19 protein-coding genes and 1 tRNA gene are annotated in these 19878 nt (G+C 65.8%); 7 read left to right on the top strand and 13 right to left on the bottom strand.

The annotated features are described in order from the left end of the window. Positions 1–4: 4 nt before the first annotated feature. Positions 5–1123: an alkane 1-monooxygenase gene (locus H292_RS0119230; RefSeq protein WP_020112463.1), complete on the bottom strand. Its 1119-nt coding sequence runs from the start codon at positions 1121–1123 to the stop codon at positions 5–7. A gap of 152 nt (positions 1124–1275) precedes the next feature. Between H292_RS0119230 and H292_RS0119225 the strand changes: the two genes are divergently transcribed. Both H292_RS0119225 and H292_RS0119220 read left to right on the top strand, forming a co-directional pair. Beyond that, complete coding sequence (locus tag H292_RS0119225) at positions 1276–2148, top strand: alpha/beta hydrolase (RefSeq protein WP_037188763.1); 873 nt, start codon at positions 1276–1278, stop codon at positions 2146–2148. Between the two features lie 56 nt (positions 2149–2204). Then, positions 2205–3068 (top strand): patatin-like phospholipase family protein, encoded by an 864-nt coding sequence (locus H292_RS0119220; protein WP_230595535.1) that lies wholly within the window; start codon positions 2205–2207, stop codon positions 3066–3068. Positions 3069–3090: 22 nt separating this feature from the next. On the opposite strand, the gene H292_RS0119215 is transcribed toward H292_RS0119220, so the two are convergent. Together H292_RS0119215 and H292_RS0119210 are read right to left on the bottom strand one after the other, a co-directional pair. Then, positions 3091–4023: an amidohydrolase family protein gene (locus H292_RS0119215; protein WP_020112460.1), complete on the bottom strand. Its 933-nt coding sequence runs from the start codon at positions 4021–4023 to the stop codon at positions 3091–3093. Continuing rightward, positions 4010–4690 carry a dienelactone hydrolase family protein gene (locus H292_RS0119210; RefSeq protein WP_019666974.1) on the bottom strand — a complete coding sequence of 227 codons (681 nt, stop codon included), beginning with the start codon at positions 4688–4690 and terminating at the stop codon, positions 4010–4012. Before H292_RS0119210 ends, H292_RS0119215 begins: the two co-directional genes overlap by 14 nt. 94 nt (positions 4691–4784) lie before the next feature. Between H292_RS0119210 and H292_RS0119205 the strand changes: the two genes are divergently transcribed. Next, on the top strand, positions 4785–5774 hold the full coding sequence (locus tag H292_RS0119205; protein WP_026348114.1) for an NADPH:quinone oxidoreductase family protein: 990 nt from the start codon (positions 4785–4787) through the stop codon (positions 5772–5774). A gap of 19 nt (positions 5775–5793) precedes the next feature. Here the strand turns inward: H292_RS0119205 and H292_RS0119200 are convergent, their stop codons facing one another. After that, a complete protein-coding gene (locus H292_RS0119200) occupies positions 5794–7146 on the bottom strand; it encodes an ABC1 kinase family protein (protein ID WP_020112459.1) in 1353 nt (450 codons plus the stop codon). Next, complete coding sequence (locus tag H292_RS0119195) at positions 7143–7691, bottom strand: TetR/AcrR family transcriptional regulator (protein WP_020112458.1); 549 nt, start codon at positions 7689–7691, stop codon at positions 7143–7145. The genes H292_RS0119200 and H292_RS0119195 overlap by 4 nt, the downstream gene beginning before the upstream one ends. Positions 7692–7714: 23 nt before the next feature. Here H292_RS0119195 and H292_RS0119190 point away from each other — a divergent pair, with 23 nt between their 5' ends. Both H292_RS0119190 and H292_RS0119185 read left to right on the top strand, forming a co-directional pair. Next, positions 7715–8626, top strand: a complete 912-nt coding sequence (locus tag H292_RS0119190; RefSeq protein ID WP_020112457.1) for a DUF998 domain-containing protein — start codon at positions 7715–7717, stop codon at positions 8624–8626. Positions 8627–8635: 9 nt separating this feature from the next. Beyond that, positions 8636–8995 carry a helix-turn-helix domain-containing protein gene (locus H292_RS0119185; protein WP_020112456.1) on the top strand — a complete coding sequence of 120 codons (360 nt, stop codon included), beginning with the start codon at positions 8636–8638 and terminating at the stop codon, positions 8993–8995. 26 nt (positions 8996–9021) lie between these two features. Here the strand turns inward: H292_RS0119185 and H292_RS0119180 are convergent, their stop codons facing one another. Together H292_RS0119180 and H292_RS0119175 are read right to left on the bottom strand one after the other, a co-directional pair. After that, a complete protein-coding gene (locus H292_RS0119180) occupies positions 9022–9612 on the bottom strand; it encodes a ClpP family protease (protein WP_020112455.1) in 591 nt (196 codons plus the stop codon). Then, the gene (locus tag H292_RS0119175; RefSeq protein WP_020112454.1) at positions 9609–10253 is read right to left on the bottom strand and encodes a ClpP family protease; all 645 of its coding nucleotides are present in this window, start codon (positions 10251–10253) and stop codon (positions 9609–9611) included. The genes H292_RS0119180 and H292_RS0119175 overlap by 4 nt, the downstream gene beginning before the upstream one ends. Positions 10254–10413: 160 nt before the next feature. Between H292_RS0119175 and H292_RS0119170 the strand changes: the two genes are divergently transcribed. Then, a tRNA-Met gene (locus H292_RS0119170) sits at positions 10414–10487 on the top strand. A 63-nt stretch (positions 10488–10550) separates the two neighbouring features. Here H292_RS0119170 and H292_RS0119165 read toward each other — a convergent pair. The 5 genes from H292_RS0119165 to H292_RS0119145 form a co-directional block, all read right to left on the bottom strand. Beyond that, positions 10551–11183 carry an LON peptidase substrate-binding domain-containing protein gene (locus H292_RS0119165; protein ID WP_020112453.1) on the bottom strand — a complete coding sequence of 211 codons (633 nt, stop codon included), beginning with the start codon at positions 11181–11183 and terminating at the stop codon, positions 10551–10553. 2 nt (positions 11184–11185) lie between these two features. Next, positions 11186–12103, bottom strand: coding sequence for an alpha/beta fold hydrolase (locus tag H292_RS27270; RefSeq protein ID WP_051127775.1), 918 nt, complete (start codon positions 12101–12103; stop codon positions 11186–11188). Positions 12104–12309: 206 nt separating this feature from the next. Continuing rightward, the gene (locus H292_RS0119155) at positions 12310–14901 is read right to left on the bottom strand and encodes an alpha/beta fold hydrolase (RefSeq protein WP_020112451.1); all 2592 of its coding nucleotides are present in this window, start codon (positions 14899–14901) and stop codon (positions 12310–12312) included. Between the two features lie 158 nt (positions 14902–15059). Further along, positions 15060–17567, bottom strand: a complete 2508-nt coding sequence (locus H292_RS0119150) for an ABC transporter permease (RefSeq protein WP_020112450.1) — start codon at positions 17565–17567, stop codon at positions 15060–15062. Between the two features lie 20 nt (positions 17568–17587). Beyond that, entirely contained in the window at positions 17588–18385 is a 798-nt protein-coding gene (locus H292_RS0119145) for an ABC transporter ATP-binding protein (RefSeq protein WP_020112449.1), read from the bottom strand. A 71-nt stretch (positions 18386–18456) separates the two neighbouring features. On the opposite strand from H292_RS0119145, the gene H292_RS0119140 reads away from it, so the two are divergent. Next, positions 18457–19221 (top strand): deoxyribonuclease IV, encoded by a 765-nt coding sequence (locus tag H292_RS0119140; RefSeq protein WP_020112448.1) that lies wholly within the window; start codon positions 18457–18459, stop codon positions 19219–19221. A 3-nt stretch (positions 19222–19224) separates the two neighbouring features. Here H292_RS0119140 and H292_RS0119135 read toward each other — a convergent pair whose 3' ends face one another. Further along, positions 19225–19878, bottom strand: a complete 654-nt coding sequence (locus H292_RS0119135) for a hypothetical protein (RefSeq protein ID WP_020112447.1) — start codon at positions 19876–19878, stop codon at positions 19225–19227.

The raw sequence follows: 19878 nt of genomic DNA, 5'->3' as shown, positions 1-19878 counted from the left end.
GCGCTCACAGGGAATTGATGCGCGACATGTCCCCGTCGTAATAGTCGATCAACCTCTGATCCATCACCTTCCGCCACAGCGGAGGCACGAGTGCACAGAAGATCATCACCGCATACCCGGCCGGGAGCTGCGGTGAATCGTCCATGCTGCGCAGGGATTGGTACCGCCGCACCGGGTTGGCGTGGTGGTCGCTGTGCCGCTGGAGGTGGTACAGAAACAGGTTGCTCCACAGGTGATCGCTGTTCCAGCTGTGGGTGTGATTGGTGCGCTCGTACCGCCCGCGCTTGGTCTTCTGCCGCAGAAGCCCGTAATGCTCCAGGTAGTTCGCGGCCTCGAAGAGAATTACCGCGATCACAGCCTGCAGCACCAGGTACGGCGCCACGATCCAGCCGAAGCCTGCGATCAGAGCCGCGAACAACACGACCGAGATGGCCGCCGCGTTGAACAGGTGATTGTGGGCGGTCCAGCGCGATTTGCCGATGCGATGAAGCCGGCGCTGCTCGAGCTCCCACGCGGAGACGATGCCGCCGATCATGCTCCGCGGAAGAAACCTCCAGAAGCTCTCGCCGTACTTGGCCGACGCAGGATCCTCCGGCGTCGCCACGCGCACGTGGTGACCGTGGTTGTGCTCGACGTAGAAGTGCCCGTAGAACGACTGCGCCAATGTCACCTTGGACAACCAGCGCTCGACGTTCTCACGTTTGTGGCCCAGTTCGTGCGCGGCGTTGATGCCGACTCCGCCGACGATTCCGATGGTGATCGCCAACCCGACACGCTCCGGAACTCCGAGAGGTCCGTGCGCCCACAGGTAGCAGGCCAGGACCAGCCCGGCGTATTGCAGCGGGATCAGCAGATACAGGCACCAGCGGTAGTACTTGTCCTTTTCGAGCGCCTCGGCGGCTTCGACGGGCGGGTTACGACGGTCTACGCCGGAGAAGGCGTCGACGAGCGGGATGACGATGCCCATGATCACCAGGCCCAGCAGCCAGAACGCGCCAGGGCCGAGCCAACTGACCAGGCCCCAGGCCATGAACGGGCTGAGCGGGATCACCAGGCCGAGAGGCCACAGGTATCTCTTGGGATCGCGCCACGTGAGCGGCACGCTCGGAGTCTGCTGGGTCATGAGGGTCGCATACCCCCTCTCGGAAAATCGACCGCAAGAAATTTACTCTGACTAAAGGTAACAGTTATTTTCGGGCAAAGGTCCTCACCATTGTCGTTCGAACCAGCCACGTGATCGGATGGGCACACAGACCCGACGTGAGGAGCACCACTGTGGACAGAGCCGAGTTCTCGCTCGTTGGCCGGCACGGGACCGACATCGTCTACGACGTCTGGACGCCCGATGCCGAGATTACCGGGCTGGTCGTGCTGTCCCACGGACTGGGTGAGCATGCCCGACGCTACGACCACGTTGCCGCCGTGCTCGGCGACCTCGGCCTAATCGTGTACGCGATCGACCACCGAGGGCACGGGCGGTCGGGTGGCAAACGGCTCGAGTCCAAGAACTGGTCGGATTACGTGAGCGACCTGCACGAACTGTTCCGCATCGCCCGCACCGCGCACCCGAACACCAAGACATTCCTGCTCGGGCACAGCATGGGCGGCGCTATCGCGCTGTCCTACGCACTCGAGCATCAAGCCGAGCTCGACGGTCTCATGCTGTCCGGCCCGGCAGTGGTGCTCGGTGACGGAACACCCAAGATCCTCGTGCCGATCGGAAAGCTACTCGGCAGAATCGCGCCGTCCGTTCCGGTTCAGGCACTCGACTCGGCCGACGTCTCGCGCGACCCCGCCGTCGTCGCCGCGTACGACGCGGATCCTCTCGTGCATCACGGAAAGGTTCCTGCCGGGTTGGCCAGCCACCTCGTCGGCGCGATGGACAGTTTCCCGGCGGCTCTGCCGTCGTTGACGCTGCCGGTGCTGCTGCAGCACGGCAGCGAGGACAAGCTCGCCGACGTGGCAGGCAGCCGGATGATCGCCGAGAGAGCCGGCTCCACCGACCTCACCCTCGAGGTGTACGACGGCTTGTTCCACGAGGTCTTCAACGAACCCGAACGTGAGCAGGTCCTCGCCGATCTGGTCGCTTGGCTGGCTCCGCGGGTGAATCGACAGTCTGGCTCCGCGAGTGAGTCGACACCGAGGTAGTAGGTTCTGTGCCTGGGGCTCGAAGAACGTAGCCGGGGATGTTCGTATCGAAGGGGATGAATGTGTCGCGCACAGCGTTGGTTCTCGGCGGCGGTGGGGTCGCCGGAATCGCATGGCAGACGGGACTGCTTCACGGACTGGCCCACGCCGGCGTCGACGTGACCGGCCCCGACTGGTCAGACATGCTGCTCGGCACCTCGGCGGGCGCAGCCGTCGCAGCCCAGGTCAGCAGTGGTGTGTCGCTCGCGGACCTCTACGACAAGCAGGTTCGGCCCGAATTGCAGATCGACGAGCCGCGCCCGAACGTGTCGATCGATTCGTTGAACGAGCTGCTCGACACGGCAGCCGAGCGGGCCGCCGGCGACCGTCAGCGCTTCGCCCGCTACGTCGGTACCGCCGCACTGGCGGCGTCGACACCGTCCGAAGCCGAACGGCGTGCGGTGATCGCACACCGGCTGCCGTCGCACGAGTGGCCGGACCGCGATCTCAGGGTCGTGGCGGTGGACGCGGAGTCGGGCCGACACCGCGTGCTGAATCGTGATTCCGGAGTGCGATTGGTCGACGCTGTCGCGGCCAGCTGCGCCATCCCGGGAATGTGGCCACCGGTGACGATAGGCGTGCACCGTTATGTCGACGGAGGCGTTCGATCCAGCGAGAACGCCGACCTCGCAGTCGGTTTCGCGAAAGTCCTGATCCTGCAGGTCGGCGTCATCGATGCCGGGCAGGATCCGTCGGCGGCCGAGCGTGAACGCTTGATCGCGGGAGGTTCGAGCGTCGAGGTCATCCGGCCCGACGCCGAAACCCTGTCCGTCATCGGACCCGACCCCACGGACCCGGCTGTGCGTTCTGCAGCCGCCGAGGCGGGCTTCCGCCAAGGCAGTGCGGCCAGCGAGGCGCTTCGCAGTTTCAAGCTGGCCTGACCTTCGGTTCAGGTGCTTCGGCTCAGGCGTCGTGCAGTCCGAAGAGGGTTGCGCCGTTGTGGTAGCAGACATCTCGAACCCAGTCGTCGCCCAGATCGAGTCGACGGACGGCCTCGAGCGCATCGAGATACGGGTACGGGATGTTGGGAAAGTCGCTTCCGAACAAGATGCGGTCCTGCAGATCCAGTAGACGCGATCTCTCGGCGACCGGGAACGGCCACGCCGACTCGGAGAAATCGGTGAAGGACATGGTGGTGTCCAGCCGTACCTCCTGGTGAAGCGTCGCGAGATCGAGGAATTCGGTGTACTCGGGCATGCCCATGTGCGCGATGATCAACGGCAAGCGCGGAAAGCGTCGAAGCAGTGCCGCGATCGGCTCAGGCCCGGTGTGATCGCCGGGTGCAGGGCCGGAACCGCAGTGGATGACGACGGGTATCGCCGCATCCTCGATGGCGCCCCACACGGGATCCAGCATCGAATCGCCGGGAGAGTAGTTCCCGACCTGGATGTGCGACTTGAAGATTCGGGTCCCGGAGGCAATCGCGTCGGCGACATACCGTCCCGCATCGGGCTCGGGATAGAACGTTGCCGTCCGAAGGCAATCCGGTGTGCGTTGCGCAAAATCTGCACCCCACGAATTCAGCCACGCGGCCATCCCCGGCTTGTGCGGATAGATCATCGACGTGAAACCGCGTACGCCGAACTCGCGCAGCCGGTTCAGCCGCACCTCCTCGTCCTCGCGGTAGGTGATCGGCCAGTCCATGCCCACGAGCGGCCCCGCACTGTCGAAGTACGCCCACACCTTGTCCATGACGTTCTTCGGCATGAAGTGGGTGTGGACGTCGAACAGCCCCGGAAGTTCGAGCTCCTGCCAGAACGCTCGGACCTGCTCCGTCTCGTCCGTTCCTGGTTCGTCCGTTCCTCGTTCGGTCGAGCTCGGTTCAGCGGGCGACATGGCCGTCGAACCAGTCGAGAGTGCGGACCCAGGCGTCGGCGGCGGCGTCGGGGTTGTAGACCGCGGGCCGGTCGTTGCAGTTGAAGCCGTGCCGGCCTTCTGCATAGCGAGTGATCTCGGTCGACACAGGGGCCGTTGCTGCGGCGGCACGCAGTTGTTCCACCTGTTCGACGGGAATGCCGGTGTCCAGGTCGCCGAAGAAACCGTGCCACGGTGTCTGGAGTGCGTCGGCGACGGACAGCATTGTCGGATAACCGAAGCGGGCTTTGTCGATACCGCCGCCGTAGTAGGTGGCGGCTGCGCCGAGCGTGCGTCGAACAGCGGTGTGGAAGGCAACCGATCCGCCCATGCAGAACCCGATGATCGCGGACTGGGCCGGTTCGAAGCCTCGGGCGGCGATGTCACCGAGGGCCGCGTCGACGTCGGCATCGACCTCGGTGGCCTGCAGCGCGCCGATGGACGCCATCGCCGAGTCCATGTCGGTGTAATCGTGAATCTGCTTGTCCTGGCGGTGGAAGAGATGGGGTGCGACGGCTACCCAGCCGGCGTCGGCGAGGCGCCGGCAGATGTCGACGATGTGGGTGGTCACTCCGAAGGCTTCCTGGACGACGACGATGCCTCCGCGCGCCGGCCCGGACGGTGTTTCGACGGTGAGGGGGGTACTCATGAGTCGATTCGATCACATCGACTTGTACGGTGGGATCGAGGTACGTAGATCGTCGGCATTCCCCCTGGCAGCAGATCTTCCGAGAGGACAGCACATGCGCGCGGTACACATCACGAGTCTCGACGGCCCGGAATCGGTGCAGATCGTCGACATCGACGAACCCGCGGTTCGCGACGACGCGTTGGTGATCGACGTCGAGGCGGCGGGCGTCGCGTACCCGGATGCGCTGCTGACCAGGGGGCTGTACCAGTACAAGCCGGAACTACCGTTCGTCCCCGGCAGCGAGATCGCCGGGATCGTGCGCTCGGCGCCGGAGGGATCGGGTTTCGCCCCTGGCGACCGTGTCGCCGCGCTGACCGGACTGTCCGACGGTATGGCGGAGGTCGCCGTCGTCTCGCCCGACACCGTGTTTCCACTACCCGACGCCGTGTCGCTCACGGCAGGGGCGGGTTTGCTCTTCAACGACCTGACGGTGCACTTCGCGCTTCGCGAACGAGGGCGATTGGCCGAGGGCGAGACCGTGCTGGTGCACGGCGCTGCAGGCGGTATCGGAACGTCTGCGCTGCGGTTGGCGCCGGTACTCGGAGCGTCGCGCGTGATCGCGGTCGTCAGCACCGAGGCAAAGGGTGAGATCGCGAGGGCTGCAGGCGCCACCGACGTCGTGCTCACCGCGGACGCGGACGGAACAGGATGGAAGGACGCCGTCAAGAAGCTGACCGACGGCAGAGGCGTCGACCTCGTCGTCGATCCTGTCGGCGGTGATCGGTTCACCGACAGCATCAGGAGTTTGGCGCCGTCGGGACGCATCCTGGTGCTCGGTTTCACGGGCGGCGAGATCCCGACAGTGAAGGTGAATCGCCTGTTGCTCAACAACGTCGACGTCGTCGGTGTCGGTTGGGGCGCATGGTGGATGACGCGGCCGGGGTACCTCGCGACTCAGTGGGCGGAGCTGGAACCGCTGCTGGCGTCGGGAGAACTGACCGCCCCGGAGCCGACGGTGTTCTCGATCGACAAGGCATCCGATGCCATACTGTCACTCGAAAATCGCACCGCCGCAGGAAAAGTGGTTCTCCAACTGAAGTAGCCGGCAGTTCCACTCCGGTTCAATCGGGAAGTTCCACTCCGCGTGCTGTGGACAACGCAGCGATCTCCGCGGGGAAGACGTTCTTGAAGACGAACGGGTCGGTCCCGAGCGCCCAGTTCGGGGCCAGTTCGATCGCGTACCGCTCGAAGTATCCGAGTTGCTTGCCGACGAGAATGAGTTCCTCGGGACTCGACGTTCGGTACTGCTTGCCCATTCCGACGAGAGCCTTGATGAAATCGGTCAGGCTGAAGTGCGCCAACGTGTCCGACAGCATCGGTGCGAACACGGCCTGAAGGATGAGTCCGACCTCGGCGTCGGTGCCCACGTCGTCGGTGACGATGCCGAGACGCTTGACGCTGCCCGCGAGGCGGGTGAAATCGCCGTCGACGACTGTGGCGTGGAACAGGTCCTGCAGGAGCATCCGCCACTGTTCGTCGAGTTCGCCCATCACGCCGAAGTCGAGGAAGGACACGCGTCCGTCGTCGAGCACCCAGACGTTGCCCGCATGGACGTCGCCGTGGAAGAGGCCGTGCAGCACAAGCGCTTCCATCCACACCTTCGCGGCTCGCCGGACGACGAGTTCCGACGCGTCGCCCGGCGTGCACTGGTCGAGCGGTGAACCGTGCATTCGTTCCATGCAGATCACGCGGCTGCCGCAGTATTCGGTGAACACCTCTGGCGCGGTGACGTACTCGTTGTCGCCGAACGCGGAGATCGATTCGCGGAAGCGTGCTTGCCTGCGCGCTTCGACCACACTGTCCAACTCGGCGAATGTGGCGGCGTGGAGGTCGACGATGATCGCGGATGCGTTGGCGGTCTTGAAGAACACGATGAACTTCTCGAGCGCCCGGGCGAAGATGTAGGCGATGCGCAGGTCCACCTTCATGCGGTGGTAGATGCCCCGGCGCTGGACCTTCATGATCACTTCGCGGCCGTCGCGCAGGACGCACAGATGCACCTGCGCGACCGATGCAGAGGACAGCGGGACGTCGTCGAAGCGGCTGAACAGTTCCGCCGTCGGCCGTCCCAGGTCGGACTCGATGGTGGCGCGGGCCTGCGCACCCGGGTAGGGCGGGACCTCGTCGAGACATCGGAGGCAGGTGTCGGCCAGGACCTTGGGAAACAGTCCCGGGGACGAGCCCATCAACTGCCCGACCTTGACGAACGTCGGTCCCAGGACGAAGAAGGCGTCGACGACGCCCTCCGAGGCGTGAAGCGGCCAACCGCGACGCGGTGCGAGCGCCCACTTTCCGACAGCCAGCACCTGATATAACACCAGGACCGCGCCGATGACGAGCAGGCGCAGAAATTCGCGAACTCCGAATGTACGCAGCGGCGGAGCAGGTCTGGTGGTGATGGGTCCGGTGGTCATCGCGCCATCTCCAGCGAGCCCGTGCCGAGCGCGGCGGTCTCCAGGCGGGACATGAGACGCTCGAAGCTACGGGTGTCGCCGGACGTGCGGGAGAGCACCAACGCTCCCTGTATCCCGGCGACGATCTCCTCCGCCAAACCCTGGGCGTCGTCGCCGTGTCCGAGTTGCCGCAGCACCGGCGTCAGCGCGTCGATCCAATCGCTGAAGTACTTGGCGACGCGGGAGCCGAAGAGTGCCCGCTCCTCACCGAGCGAGAACGCCGCGAACAAGCAGACCCGACGGCCGGACTGGAAGTACTTCGAGGTCTGCGCAAACATGTCGTGGGAGCGCGCGCGGGCGTCCGTCGCGGCACGCAGCGGTGCGAACACGTTGCTCTGGAACCACCGCTCGACCTCGTCGAGAACTGCCTCCGCCATCTCGGTCTTTCCGCGGGGAAAGAAGTGGTACAGGCTGCCCTTGCCGAGCCCGGTTCGCTTGCTGATCACCGACAGCGAGGACCCGTTCCAGCCCAGGTCTCCGAAGACACCTGCCAGGACGGGCACCACGTCCCGCCTGTCGGCGGTGGTTCGTGACGCTGCTGTTCGTGACGCTGCTCTTCGTGACGCTGCTGTTCGTGGCACAGTTGCTCCTCGAGGGGGTGCTCCCGCGCCGCGCTGCGTGGGAACGACCCCGACTGTACCTACCGGTACAGGCTGTTCACCCGGACCCCTTGGTTCCGGATCGTTCGTACAGGGAGACAGTCATCGGGACACTGCGTACTGCCTGGGCACGCGGCGCATCGGTAGGTCGACGATGCCGCATTGCCGGCGCTCTGTTCGGAGTGGCCGGTGTGCAATATCTGCTCGCGGAGGCGGCTACAGCTCTCCGGTTCGACGGCTACAGCCCACTGCACGACACCGTCAGCGAGCTCGGGGTGCCGGAGGTGTCCGAGTGGCACGGACTGATGAACGCCTCGTTCTGCGTGTCCGCGGCGTCGGTGCTCGCGGCGGGACTCGTCGCGGCTCCCCTGCTGACGAGGGGACGGGCGCAGCTGATGCGTGGCAGTGTCCTCGCCTACGCGGTCGGGAGTGTGCTGGTTGCCGTGGTGCACACGGGCGAGGGCAACCTGCACACCCTGGGGGCGGTTCTGGCCATCGGCGCAGGAAACGTCATCGCCCTCACTGTCGGTTCTGCACGGACTGTCGGTTCTGCACGGACTGTCGGTTCGGCACGGACTGTGGGTTCCGATGCGACGAGATTCCCGCGCTGGTACTCGCGCGCTTCCGTCGGGCTGGGGACGGTGGGGTTCGCGGCGTCGGCGTTGCTCCTCACGGGTATCGGGCCGGTCGGCGCGGTGGAGCGTGGCTCGATCTACACCTTCGTGGCGTGGGAGCTCATGACCGCGGCGACAGTATGGCGACGACCAGGACGGACGGGACCGATTTCTGCCGACAGCAGAATAGGTTCGGAAGATCGAGCGAAGGGTCCACACAGCTCCTAGCCTGGCTGCATGGCAGACGAACGAGCTATCGCGAAGGTTCTCCCGCTGCGCCCCGCCGCAGGTCGTACGCCGCCCGGCCCCGAACCGCTGGTCCGTGAGGGTATGGGCCGGGTTCTGCGTCGAATCCGCACGGAACAGGGCCGCACCTTGCAGGAGGTCTCGTCCGAGGCGCGGGTGTCGATGCCCTACCTCTCCGAGGTCGAGCGGGGACGAAAGGAAGCGTCGTCCGAGGTGCTCTCGGCTCTGTGCGGCGCGCTGGAGATCGCCCCGTCTCGCCTGCTGATGTTGACCGGGCGAGAACTCGCTGGAACGAACTCCGCCCAACGAGTCTCGCGCGGTCCCGCTCCCGTCACCATGCTGGCCGCCTGACCGGGGCGGAGTGGTCTGCAGCGCAGTCAGTTCCGATTGGTCGCGATCAGGTCTGCCAACCCGTAATCGACTGCCTCGGTGGCGGTGTAGATCCGATCACGGTCGGTGTCCAGCCGTAGTGTCTCGGGTTTCTGACCGGTGTGATGGGCGAGGATCTTCTCCATCTCCGAGCGCACGCGCACTATCTCGTCGCGTTGCAGCGTGAGATCGGAGATGGTTCCCTCACCTCCACCTGACGGCTGGTGAAGCAGAATCCTGGCGTGGTTCAGCATGATTCGCTTACCTGGTGCTCCCGACGCCATCAGCACTCCCGCGGCCGACGCTGCCTGCCCGACGCAGAAGGTGGACACGTCGGGTTTGATGTATTCCATCGTGTCGTAGATGGCGGTCATCGCGGTGAACGATCCGCCGGGTGAATTGATGTACAAGCTGATGTCGGCATCGGGGTTGTCCGATTCGAGGTGGAAGAGCTGCGCGATGACGACGTTCGCGACGCCGTCGTCGATCTCGGTTCCGAGGAAGATGACGCGTTCGGACAGGAGTCGGCTGTAGATGTCGTAGGCGCGCTCGCCGCTGTGAGTCCGTTCGACGACGGTGGGGATCGTGTACTGGCTCATGATTGCTCGACTCCCAGTCCTACCTTGTGGTGCGGTGCCGATGGTCGTATGTCGTCGAGGGTGGTGACGATGTGGTCGATAAGGCCGTAGTCCCGAGCCTGCTCGGCCGTGAACCAACGGTCGCGTTCGCTGTCCGCCGTCACCGTGGACACGTCGTGGCCGGAGTGTTCGGCATTGAGGCTGTGCATCAATGCTTTCGTGTATTCGAGGTTCTGCGCCTGGATCTCGATGTCGACGGCGGTGCCGCGGATGCCTGCGGACGGCTGGTGCATCATCACGCGGGCGTGCGGGAGGCTGTAGCGTTTTCCCTTGGTGCCCGCGGTGAGCAGGAACTGGCCCATGCTGGCGGCGAAACCCATTGCGAGGGTGGATACGTCGTTGGGTATGAGCCGCATGGTGTCCATGATCGCGAGGCCCGCGCTCACCGAACCTCCAGGTGAGTTGATGTAGAGGCTGATATCGCGGCGAGAGTCGTTGGCGGACAGGAGGAGCAGCTGCGCGCAGATCCGGCCGGCGATGCCGTCGTCGACGGCGGCCCCCAGTACGACGATGCGTTGATCGAGCAGTCGGGACGCCAGTTGGTCGTCGAACGGTGACACCGCGGCGGTGTCGCGTTCGTTCATGGTGGTGTACATGTGCATTCCTCACTCGTGAGTGTCGTCGGTCCCCATCAGGCTGCGCGGTGGGTCGGCGGGAAGGAAGGATTCTCTGCTCCGAGCAGAGATCGCTGTGGGCATAATGCGTCTGACCAGGCGATTGGGTGTTCGGGCCCGTGGAGAGGTACGCTAATGAAGCACCCGACGCGGGGTGGAGCAGCTCGGTAGCTCGCTGGGCTCATAACCCAGAGGTCGCAGGTTCAAATCCTGTCCCCGCTACTGAAAGAAGAACCCCCGGAAAGCATTGCTTCCCGGGGGTTCTTCCTTTGTGCGCTGAATGCGCTACTGCAGGCGAAACCGGACTATGTCGCTGACGTTGTCGATGGCGTCGGTCAGGGCCTGCAGTCGATCCGACGCGCCGAGTGCCTCGAGGACGTCCTGGCGGTCGGATTGGCCCATGGGAACCTGTGCGGCGAGGCGGAACAGGCGTTCCCCCGACGCGGCGGGAAGCTCGGAGAATTCGGGATCGTCCGGCGGCGTCGAGCCTTCCGCTTCGGCGAGAGTGCCGATCAGTCGATACAGCGCCCTGATCTGCTCCTGGAGTTCGGCGAACTCGGATTCGGTGACCGAATCCTCGGGATGATCGGGCCACGGCCGTACGTCGGCACGAGGGTACGGGTCGTCCTCGAGCCAGGCGTCGACTCGGATTCTTTCCCCTCCTACGCATTCCACGAGAAAGCGGCCGTCGCCGATGTCCTGGTGCGCGACGATGTGTGCCCTGGTGGCGACATCGTGCCGAACGTCTCCGCCTCCGGCCTCGTGGCCGCGGGCGATGAGCACCACCCCGAAGCTCGGGTCCTCGGTAGCGAGGCAGTCTCGCAGCATCTCCTGGTAGCGCGGTTCGAAGATGTGCAGAGGAAGCGGCTCACCCGGGAGCAGAACGCTTCCCAGGGGAAACATCGGAATCACTGCCACGGTCAGTCCGACGAGGCCGGCCGCGTCGACTGCGGAATCGGTGCGAGCTCGGACACCGCTGCCGTGCCGAGGAACTGGTCGAGCACCCGGAAGAACAGATCGGGCTCGTCCAGTTGTGGGAAATGCCCTGCATCGGAGAAGATCTCGACGCGCGAGTTCGGAACCTCGCGGCGGATGTTGTCCGCGTGCGACGCTGGGATCATGCGATCCTTCCCGCCCCAGACCAGGAGAGAGGGCAGCGATTCGAACTTCTCGAAATGCTGCTTGGCGCTGACGGTTTGACCGCGTGGACCGACGACGGCGCGGGTCGACGCCAGGAAAGCGGAGCGGGAGCCGTGGTCCGCCACCGTCTTGAACGCGCGCCACGTCTCGGTGGTGCTCTTACCGGGACGCACAGGCAGCCCCCATTTACCGAGCTGAGTCACCACGTTCTCGGTGTTCCTACGGACCCAGTCCGACGCCAACACCGGCAGCACCAGTTCGCTGCCCGGCAGAGTCGCAGCCTTCAGGAACAAGCTGACTTCGCGTCCGAGGCCGCCACTGCTGACGAGGGCGATCCGCTCCACGCGCTCGGGGAACAGGTAGACGGTCTGCATGACGATTCCGCCGCCGAGCGAATGCCCCACCATCGGTGCCGAACGAATGTCGAGGTGGTCCAGTAGATCGCGGATGGTGGCCGAGTGCGCACTGAGCGAGTAGTCGCCGGGTGGCTTGTCCGAGTCGCCGTGGCCGAACAGGTCCGGTGCGATGACGCGGTACTTCTCCGACAGCCGCTCGATCTGACCTGCCCAGGACTCGTGCGAGCCGAGAAGGCCGTGAACTAGGACCACAGGTGGACCGTCCCCGGCGTCGACGTACCGCAGGGTGTCCCGATGGAACTCGACCGACTCGAGCTCGTAGGGCGACGTTCGGTCTGGCATCGATCCTCCTCGCGCAGTGACTCTGGTCGTTCCGCCGGCTCCACTCCTGCCGACTTGGGTCGTTCCGCCGGCGGCTTCGATGCCCAACGTACGCGGATCGGCGTCCTCGGGACAGTCGATGCCCCGGTGAGCAGCGATGGAGGCCGTCAGTGACCGTGAGGCGGCACGACGAGAGGAGTGTCGTCGTTCCGGGTCGAGGTGCTGCACTAGTGGATGATTCCCTCGGTTGCTCGGCGTAGTTCGTGGTCGAGGATTCGAGCGACATCCTCGGCGACCGGTTCGCGGACCATGTCGACGTGGCGGCCGTCGACATGTGTGATGGACAGGTCACCGGTGGCTATCGCGGCCCACGACCGGCGATCGTCGGTGTTCTCCGCCGTGACGATGACGCTGACCGGCCCGTTCCATGGTTTCGGACGATGGAAGCGCAGAGCGAGCGAGCCGATCGCCGCGAATGCCAGCCACCTCTCGGTCGTCGAATAACGTGCGATGCCCGCGGTGACCACCCGCGCTGCGATACCGACGCGGGTTGCGACGGTGATCTTCGGCGACGCGGCTGCACCTACGCCCGCCGGTGCAGCTTCGAGGGAGCTTCCGCCAGGAAAGCGGTCGAGCAGATGGCGGTACAGGCGGGGGTCCAGGAGAGCCAACCGCGCCACCGATCTGCCGCCGGCCCGAAGCTGGTGTGCCATCTCGAGTGCGATCCATCCGCCGAGCGAGTGCCCGGCGAGAAGGTACGGGCCCGTCGGCTGGATTCGCGTGATCTCTCGTACGTAGGTGCGGGCTGCGGCGCGGATGGTGCGGTCGGGAAGTGCCCGGGTGTCCATTCCCTTGGCCTGGATCACGTAGACGGGACGGTCCGGATCGAGCCGCCGAGCAAGCGCGGCCAGACCGACGGCGGGCACCCCACCACCTGCGACGACGAAGAGAGGCGTGAGCGCACCTGTGGTGCGCAGTGGCACCGCGATCGACTCGGCTCTGGAACGGGCCGAGTTGTTGTCGATGGACGCGAGCTTGGTGTCCACGATCGAGGCCAGACGGCGGACGCTCATGGCCCCGACCAGTTCCTCCGCCGACAGCACGATGTGGAAGGCGCGCGCGACCCCCACCGAGATACGAGTCAGAGCAAGCGACGTAGCGCCCATGGCGGTGAAGTCGGTGGTGGACCCGATGTCGTCGATCCCGTCGACCTCGTCCCGAAGGGCATCGTGGACGATGTTGGCGATCCACATCTCCGTCGCGCCGCGCGGCGCTTCCGTCACCGTGGCGGACTCCAGGTCTGCACCCTGCTCCGGCAGCCGCTGCCGGTCCACTTTGCCGCGTTCGTTGCGTTCGATCGTGTGTGTGCGCGTGATGTTCCGGGGAACCATCCACGTGGGGAGCTGGTCCTGAATGCGCGCCCGGACGTAGGCACTGTCCCGTGTGTCGCTGACGAAGAACGCATCGAGGTGAGGTTCGTCGTCGGTCGAGCGGGGAACGATCGCCACGTCTCGGACGCCGTCGAGTCCGCGGATTGCTGCTTCCACCTCGGCGGGTTCGACGAGGTATCCGCGGATCTTGACGGCGTCGTCGGCTCGGCCGAGCAGGTGCAGCTGTCCGGTCTCGTCGAATCGGCCGAGATCGCCGGTTGCGTAGCGCATGAGCGGCCCGTCGCTCGCGAAGCGGGATTCCGTCAGGTCCGGGAGACCGAGGTAGCCGTCGGACAGGCATTCCGCGGAGACGCGGATCTCCCCGGCCACTCCGGCCGGTGCGAGCGTGCCCGCCGGGTCGACGACGTCGACGATCTTGCCCTTCGGAAGGGTCGTCGCGGTGAGGAAGCCCGACGGCAGGGGGTGGTCCGATCGGTACTCGCCGTACGCCACGCCGCCTGCTTCCGTGGTTGCGTACCAGTTGACGAAGGTGGCGCCGCTGCCGAGTGCGCTACGGAATCCGATGACGTCCCGCGAGTGCAGGGCTTCGCCGTAGGTGGTCACGACGCGCAGCGACGGCACGGCGTTGTCCGGGAGCGGGACGATGGCGTCGGACGGGCTTTCCCCTGCTCCCCCTCGGAAGCTCCGCACCAGCGATGGGGAGCAGTGCAGTGTTGTCAGCGAGGAGCGTTCGATCCACTCGGTCAAGGTGGTGGGCAGGACGGTGCGTGGGTCCGTGCAGTAGACCGTCGCACCGCTGAGGATGCCGGCGAACAACGTGTTCAGGCCCGCACCGAAACTGACCGGCAGCGCATTGCCGACGCGATCGCGGGAGGACAGGCCGAGTGCGGAGCTGACCTCGTACGCCTTGGTCAGGCACATGCGATGACTCAGCAGCACACCTTTGGCGGCACCGGTGGAGCCCGAGGTGTAGGCGATCAATGCCGTCCGGCTGCCGGTGAGAGTGGGTAGCGGCATCGCGGAATCCTGCGTGTTCGCGAGGTCCGCCTGGTCGAGGCGGAGTGCCGCTGCCGACTCCACGATGCGGTCCGCGCGGTTGGCCGGCAGGTTGGAATCCAACGGGACCAGCGCGTGGCCCGACGCCATCACCGCGAGCATCGTGGCGATCGACTCCGACGTGGAGGCGGCTTCCACGGCGATCGGGCGAGGGTCGTCACCCGCGAGCTGGGCGATCTTTCTCGCCGATGCATAGGTGCGGTGCAGGAGTTCGTCGAACGTGACCGCCCCGTCCTCGGTGTGGACGGCGACGGCGTCGGGCACCGCGTGGGCGACCTCGCAGAGTCGGTCGAGAAGGGTATCCCTGGTGCCGGGTTTGCACAGCGGTGCAAGCGGCGCGTGGGTGGGCGCTTCCAGCTTGTGCACCGACATGGTTGCTCCTCGAGTACGGCGTCCTTTGCGATCGCTCTACCGGGAAACCGACCCGAAAACAATCGTAAAGTCTGTTTTACTCCATACAAGGTAACCCTGCGGTCCTTTTGGCTGCAACTTCTTCGTTCGATCGACCGACGAGGCCGCCACGACCCGTCTCATGGTTCCGTGATTGCCTCCAGAGGTCGGGTGCGGGCGGCGCGCACCGCCGGCCAGAGTGCCGCGAGGACTCCGACGACGGCCGAGCCGAACAGCATGGCCACTATCTGGCCCCACGGAACGGTCAGGAGACCGAGACCTTCGTCGCGCAGAGTTCTGACGAATCCCCATCCGAAGGCCACTCCGAGGCCGAGACCGACGATGGCCCCGAAGAGCGCGATGAGCAGCGACTCCAGATAGATCGTGCGCCTGACCTGGGGGCGCTGCATGCCGACGGCCCGGAGCATTCCGATTTCACGGCGTCGTTCGACGACCGACAGAGCGAGAGTGTTGACGATTCCCAGCACGGAGATGACGACGGCGAGCGCGAGCAGCCCGTAGAGGACGGCGAGCAGCGTGTCGATCTGCTGGCCCTGCGACCCCTTGAATTCGTCGCGATCCTGGACCTGAACGACGACGAACGGCTTGGTGGCGGCTTCCAGGTCGGTCCTGAGCACGTTCAGGTCGGTTCCCGGAGCGGCGCCGACGAGCACGACGATGTCCGACCGGACGATGCTGGGAGTCACCTTCTGGTAGACGTCGTTCGAGATCATCCACTGCCCTACCAGCGGGTTGTCCTCGTAGACGGAGGTGACCGTGACGGGAACCTGCTGCCCGTCGACCGACGTCATGTTCACGATCGAGCCGAGCGCCCACCCCTCGTCGCGCGACGCGGAGGACGACACAGCGATGCTGTCTCCCCGCAGCTCCGGCGACCCGGCGACGACGACGCTGTCGAACAATCCTTCCGGGCTCCCTTCGAGCGCGACGCCGAAGGCGGGCTCGTCGTCGATGTCCACCGACACCGGGTGAAGTACGGCGACGCGGTCGACCCCGTTCACTTCCCGGGCGGCTGCGGCGGCTCCCGTCGGGATTCCGATCGACGGTGGGCCGCTGAAGATGTAGTCGGCTTCGATTCCGTTGTCGACCAGGGCGTCGACGCTCGCTTTGGCGGTCGAGCCGAGGACGCCGATGACCGACACCAGCATCAGCCCGAGCATGAGAGCGAAGGCAGTGGCGGCCGTACGCCGGGGATTGCGGACCGAGTTGGTTCGGGCCAGGCGTCCGATCGGGCCGAACGGCCGCGTCAGAACCGAACCGAGGGCACCGACGACCGGCCGGGACAGTGACGGTGCCGCCAGCGCGACGGCGACGATCACGGCCACGGCACCTGCGCCGACGGTCGCTGCGGCAGCGCCGCCGGTGGATTGCGCTCCGATGACGACGGCAGCGGCGCCGATCGCGCCGATCACGACGCCGATCCAGGTGCGCACGCGCAGACTGTCACCGGCGGAGGCGAACTCCTCGCGCATCGCCGCGATGGGTGGCACCTTGGCGGCACGACGAGCGGGTGCGTATGCGCTGAGCACGGTGACGACGATGCCGACGGCGAAAGCGACGACGACGGTTCGAGGTTCGAGTGCCAGTGCCCCCGAGGGCAATCCGAGGTCGAACGCGTTGAGCAGTGCGCGCAGGCCGTAGGCGAGACCGATACCGCCCGCGAAGCCGATCGCGCTGCCGATGACACCGACGACGAGAGCTTCCAGCACCACGGAGCGGCTGACCTGGCCGCGGCTGGCGCCGATCGCGCGGAGCAGAGCGAGCTCGCGAACGCGCTGGGCGACGATCATCGAGAAGGTGTTGTAGATGATGAACGTGCCCACGAGCAATGCGATCGCGCCGAATGCGAGCAGGAAGTAGTTCACGAAGGACAGGGCTTGTTCGATCTCGGCCTGTGCTTCGTCCCGGACGTCGTCCGCGGTCTGCACCTTCGAGTCGGGTAGGGCGGCGGCGATCTCGTCCCGAAGCTCCGTCTGCGACACGCCTGTTCCGGCGATGTCGTAGTACTGCACGTGCTCGCCGTCGGAGAACAATTCGTCGGCCTGGCCCTCGGTGAACTGGATGCCGATGTACCCGCCGGATTCGACGGCGGTGTCGTAGATCCCGGTCACGGTGACGTCCACGGTGCCTTTCGACGGCACGAGAACCTGCGTGGTGTCACCCACGCCGAGCCCGGAGCGCGTGGCGCCGCCCTCGTTGATGACGACGTCGCCCGGTGCCGTGGGCGCTGAACCTGCGATGAACACCGCGTCCTCGCCCAGTCGCCGCTCGGGCGGTAGGTACGCCTCGCCGATAGTCGGCGCGCCACCGGTCTGCACGGCAGCGCCCGAGGAATCCAGTACGACGATCTGACCGCTGACATACGGTGCGACGGCACGAACGTCGGGTAGGGACGAGATGACGTCGGCTGCGGAGACAGGGACGCCGCTCGAGCGTGCGTCCTCGGCACTGACGCGGACGTCGGCGCCCTGGGCGGTGTCGGAGAAGATCGACGAGAACGTTCGTTGCAGTGTGTCGGTGAACACGAAAGACCCTGCAACGAAGGCGGTTCCGAGCACGACGGACAGGACGGTCAGTGCGAGTCTGACCTTGTGGGCGGCGAGATTGCGCAGTGAGACCTTGCGCATGGGATTGGTCGAAGGCATGGTCAGGCCGTTTCCAGACGCTTCATGCGGTCGAGCACGTTCTCGGCGGTCGGGTTCGCGAGGTGATCGATGACCGAACCGTCGGCGAGGAACACGACCCGGTCGGCGTAACTGGCGGCGCGGGGATCGTGCGTGACGATCACGACGGTCTGGTCGAACTCGTCGGCGGCAGCGCGGAGGATGCTCAGCACCTCACCGGACGAGCGGGAATCGAGGTTGCCGGTCGGTTCGTCGCCGAAGACGATATCGGGTCGTCCGGCGAGTGCACGTGCGCACGCGACGCGTTGCTGCTGGCCACCGGACAGTTCGCTCGGCCGGTGGCCGAGACGGTCACGTAGGCCGAGTCGGTCGACGACGGTGTCGAGCCACTGCGGGTCGGCCTTGCGCCCCGCGATGTCCAGCGGCAACGTGATGTTCTCCAACGCCGTCAGCGTGGGCACGAGGTTGAACGACTGGAACACGAAACCGATTCTGTCCCTGCGTAGTCCGGTCATCTGCTTGTCGTCGAGATTGGTCAGCTCGGTGTCACCGATCGTGACCGTTCCCGAGGTGGCCGTGTCGAGACCTGCGAGGCAGTGCATCAGCGTCGACTTGCCCGACCCCGACGGGCCCATGATCGCCGTGAACTCGCCGCGGGCGAACTCCACCGTCACGTCCCGCAGCGCATGGACCTGAGTGTCGCCGGAACCGTAGGTCTTGGTGAGGGCGCTCGCCCGGGCGGCAGGAGTGGAGCCTGCGGAACGACCCGGATGGCCAGGAGTGGAGCCTGCGGAACGACCTGAGGGTCCTGTGTCAGTCATGGCATCAGTGTTTCAGTGTTTTCTGCATTTCCATATCGGGGAGACCACCCATCCGCCCCTAGTATGGAGAGATGCGCATCGGAGCACACGTTCGTGACAGTGCCGACCCGCTCGGTTCTGCGGCAAGCCTCGGGGTCGATTTCGTTCAGATGTTTCTGACCGACCCGCAGAAGTGGAACAAGCTGACACCGCATCCGCAGGGTGAGGAGTTGAAGGCGAGTGACGTCGACGTCGTCGTACACAGTTCGTACGTTCTCAACGTCGCCAGTCTGAACAACCGGATCCGCATTCCGTCGCGTAAAGCGGTGATCGAGCAGGCGTCCGCTGCGGCCGACATCGGCGCCATCGGATTGGTCGTCCACGGCGGACATGTCCGCGACGGTGAGGACACCGCCAAAGGATTCGAGAACTGGCGCAAGCTTTTCGAGCGCCAGGCCGACGACGGTGGTTTCGCGGTGCCGATCTTCATCGAGAACACTGCGGGCGGGGATTTCGCGATGGCCAGGCATTTCGACGACATCGCTCGGCTGTGGGATGCCGTCGGAGAATTCGGTGCAGGTTTCTGCCTCGACACGTGCCATGCATGGGCGGGTGGGGAGGAATTGGTCGGTGTGGTCGATCGGATCAAGGCCATCACCGGACGAATCGACCTGGTACACCTGAACAATTCACGCGACGAGTTCGATTCCGCTCGTGACCGCCATGCGAATCTTGCCGACGGAATCATCGACGCCGACGTTCTGGTCGCGGTCGCGGAGGCATCGGGTGCGCCGGTGATCCTGGAAACTCCAGCGGAGGGACTCGCGGCCGACGTGCAGTACCTGAAGTCGCTCTGAGGTTCAGGACCGAACGAACGCCGAGACGGTCTTCTCCCAGAACCTCTCGAAGTCGTCGACGTCGGCGCGAGTGAAAACTCGGCTGTTCCAGCGGAACTCGGCGTCGACCATGACCACTCCGTCGAGTTCGGACACGCTGCACGTGACGGAGAGGTTGTGGCGAAGGGGATCGTCGTCGCCGGGCGCGGTGATCGCGGCGGCGTCGGGCTCGAACAAGAACGCGATCTGCGCGCCGTGCTTGCGGGCGAGGGCGGGGGCTCGCTTCGCGGTGACGTAACCTGCGCCGCCGTCCGGGACGGCGGCGATGCGGCGTCGAACTTCGGTGAGAATCGTGCTCGGCGCGCCGGTCACCGGCAGCCGAACCGGGTACCGGGCATGGTCCTGCCCCACGGTGCTGCACGGAAGATCCACGAGAACTCCGGACGAGGAGCAGCGGCACCGGTCGCTCTGCCACGCGCCGACGGTGGCGGCGAGGACGGCCAGGAGCGTCGCGGACGTCGGGTGCTCCGGCGCGGCCCATTGCGTGTGCGTCTCGGTGACGACGGACGAGAAGACGGTGTCGATTCGTTCGTCGGTACGCCTGCTGCCGAAGGTGCGTTCCTCGGGCGTGAGGACGGCGACCCAGTACGGAGCCTCCACTGCAGATTGCCCGAGCAT

Source organism: Rhodococcus sp. 114MFTsu3.1 (assembly GCF_000383555.1).
Lineage (GTDB): Bacteria > Actinomycetota > Actinomycetes > Mycobacteriales > Mycobacteriaceae > Rhodococcoides > Rhodococcoides fascians_E.
The sequence above is the reverse complement of the archived record's forward strand: the minus strand, read 5'-3'. Positions and strand labels throughout refer to the sequence as shown.